Annotated in this window: 4 protein-coding genes; all 4 read left to right on the top strand. The window is 49.2% G+C overall.

Translation table 11 applies throughout. The features are described 5' to 3' along the window. The coding region (locus ENN47_05840; GenBank protein HDP77694.1) for an ATP-binding cassette domain-containing protein at positions 1-616 on the top strand (616 nt) is incomplete at its 5' end. After that, positions 616-1248 carry an ABC transporter permease gene (locus ENN47_05845; GenBank protein ID HDP77695.1) on the top strand — a complete coding sequence of 211 codons (633 nt, stop codon included), beginning with the start codon at positions 616-618 and terminating at the stop codon, positions 1246-1248. The genes ENN47_05840 and ENN47_05845, both read left to right, overlap by 1 nt. Positions 1249-1583: 335 nt before the next feature. Further along, a complete protein-coding gene (locus ENN47_05850) occupies positions 1584-1910 on the top strand; it encodes a hypothetical protein (protein HDP77696.1) in 327 nt (108 codons plus the stop codon). Positions 1911-2008: 98 nt separating this feature from the next. Further along, on the top strand, positions 2009-3000 hold a 992-nt coding region (locus tag ENN47_05855), incomplete at its 3' end, for a peptide transporter (protein ID HDP77697.1).

A 3000-nucleotide genomic window follows, 5' to 3' on the forward strand; every position in this document is an offset into this window, starting at 1 on the left:
CGTTTCGGAGCTAGGCCTGGATCACAGGCTGAGCGCCTACCCTTCGCAGCTCTCCGGCGGCGAACAGCAGAGAGCGGCGATCGCCCGCGCTCTCGTAATGGATCCAAAGCTGATTCTTCTAGACGAGCCCACTTCCGCGCTCGACCCGAGGACTACGGGCAGACTTCTCGATCTCGTAGTGAATCTCAATGAAAGACGCAGTGTCACCTTCGCGGTCGTAACCCACGATATGGACGTCATCAAGAGAACCTGTGACAGAGTCGCGTATTTGCAGAATGGGAAGCTGCACTTCTTCGGACCTACGCACGAATTCTTCGTTAAGATCGAGAACAATGAAGTGAGTGACTTTGGAAGCCCTCTCGAGCTGGAAACAAGCGTTCTTTCGGGGCAGAAGCGGCTCTTGAGAGTGCTTTTCTGGGGCGAGCGAACCCACGAACCCGTTTTATGGGAGATAGCGAGGGAGTACGATATAATGATCAACATTCTATACGGAAAGATAGAAGAGCTGAAGAACGGGCCCTTCGGAACAATGATCATCGCAATTGATGGGCAAAGACAGGATCTGTTCATAGAGAAACTTAGGGACTCCGTCTTCTTTCTCGAGGAGGTCGGCTGATGTTCTCACAAATATTCAATGCGACCCTCGAAACCCTATATATGCTTCTTCTCTCCGGTTTCCTGGCAACTCTTTTCGGTATTCCGCTAGGTGTAGGTCTTTACCTCTGTTCAAGATCGCGAAGGTTGAAGACCCTCTATGCGCTGCTCGATCTGCTGGTAAATATCTTCAGATCAATACCTTTCATTATTCTCGTGTTGCTCCTTATTCCCGTTACGAAAAACGTAATGGGGACGATAATCGGGCCAAATGCCGCAATCTTCAATCTGACTATCGCAGCTATACCTTTCATGGCAAGGCTTGCAGAGAATTCCTTCAACGCCGTGCCTTCGGGAATAATCGATTCGTCAAACTCAATGGGATTGAACAAGTGGCAGATGGTCACAAAGGTTCTGATACCGGAAACACTGCCCGATCAGATAGGCAACATAACCGTGCTCTTGATCAATCTCGTAACCTACACCGCCATAGCGGGAGCAGTCGGAGCCGGAGGTCTCGGTCAGCTGGCGATCAACTATGGCTACTACCGGTTCCAGTGGGATGTAGTTCTGTACGCAGTGATCGTTCTCGTGGCGATCAGCCAGCTTCTTCAGTTCACAGGAGGAAAACTGGCGAAGGGATTGCGAAAATAACTTTGGAAACAAGGTTTTTCGGAAGCGTCTCGGAGTTGAATCATTTTGACTTTCGTGTCAAAACCAGAATGTTGTAAACTGGTACCGGGCAAAACAACTTGACTGGAATACAGGTTTGCCCATAATGGTGAAGCAATATGAAGAGACTGCCGATCGACATCGATATGTTGGTCAATTTGATGGATATTGACCAGAGAGAGTACGACGCGATTTCCTATCTGGATACGGAGACAGGGGAGACCATCTTCTATCAAGAAGATTGTTTCCCGAATGAATTGGTGAACTGCGAGATTGAAAGATAAGAGATAACTGACGACCTTCTGAAGTACTCTTGGATGAAAATCGAAGATTTGTACACTTATTATGACTTGTTCTGCGGCGATCAATCGGAAAGATATGCGGACATACCGTGGATCACACCAGAGGAAAAATTCGCACTGATCGAAGAGTTCATTTACACAAGAGTAGAAGAAAGCGTCAGGGATGAATTCTATTACGAGATTTCGGGAAGAGGCGCATTCTCTAAGTTCCGCACATTTCTCGAACATCACGGAGAATACAAGGATGCATGGTTTGAATTCGAAGGCGAGAATTTGAGAAGGATTGCCATCAAGTGGCTCAACTCGATAGGAATCGATCCGACCGATACTTCTGAAAAGTGACCTGCGTCTTCTCTTTGAAGTAAATCTCGTAGAGATTCGTCTGTATTGAAAAGGCTGCCCGGGTCTTTTCTTTCGTCGGTTCACAGGAGGATCAGAGCGTGAAGAACACTGAAGTGTCCCTGGAAAAGGGTAATTCAAAGCAGCTGAGCTTAAGGAGCCTGGTCATTGGGGCGCTCGGATCGATAATTATCACAACCAGTTCAATGTACGTGGCCTTGAGAATGGGGGCTCTTCCCTGGCCGACCATTTTTGTAGCAGTAATGTCGCTGGCAATACTCAAGGCCTTGGGCAGGACTAACCTGAACGAGATAAACGTTACTCATACTGCCATGTCTTCCGGAGCAATGGTGGCAGGAGGACTGGCCTTTACAGTTCCGGGCATCTGGATTCTTGAGGCTACCTCGGATGTTAGTTTCCTGTCTCTGCTGGTCGTAACACTGGCAGGCACTATTCTGGGAGTAGTTTTCACAGGAATGATTAGGCGTTATTTCATTGAGAAAGAGAAGCTGCCCTTTCCCATGGGTTTGGCTTCCTACGAGACAGTCGTTGCCGGTGACAAAGGGGGGAAGAAAGCAAAGTACCTCTTTTCCACCATGGGAGCCGCTGCTGTATTTGTCGCGGTAAGGGACGGGCTGGGATGGATTCCTTCCGCGTGGTCTTCGGTTCGGCTGTATTCAAGAAACATCTTCTTTGGAATGTGGATCTCCCCTATGGCCGTCGGCATAGGTTACATAATCGGACCGCTCTTCACGGGAGTGTGGTTCCTTGGAGCTGTCCTAAGCTACTTCTTCTTGATCCCCGTCGGAGTCGCAGCCGGATGGTTCGCTGATGTCGGTTCTGCGACGGCTTTCAAAGATAGCCTCGGAATAGGTTTGATGGTCGGCACAGGCGTTGGGATACTGCTCAAGGGAATCTTGCCGCGGGCAAGAGAAATCTACCTTCCCGTCAAGAGCGGAGGGAAGGGGTCGCGAATGAAGACGCTTCGCTGGATACCTCTGGTTTTTGCGGCCATCGCTCTCTTCCTAACAGCTTTGACGGAAATGACTCTCATCTCTTCTCTCCTTACAATAGTCGGCGTATGGCTCACGAC

The sequence above is a fragment of the Mesotoga infera genome (genome assembly GCA_011045915.1).
Taxonomy (GTDB): domain Bacteria; phylum Thermotogota; class Thermotogae; order Petrotogales; family Kosmotogaceae; genus Mesotoga; species Mesotoga infera_D.

Bases quoted from the DNA above. Each gene is read 5' to 3' on its own strand.
- ENN47_05845 (HDP77695.1), top strand. From the start codon at position 616: ATGTTCTCACAAATATTCAATGCGACCCTCGAAACCCTATATATGCTT.
- ENN47_05850 (HDP77696.1), top strand. From the start codon at position 1,584: ATGAAAATCGAAGATTTGTACACTTATTATGACTTGTTCTGCGGCGAT.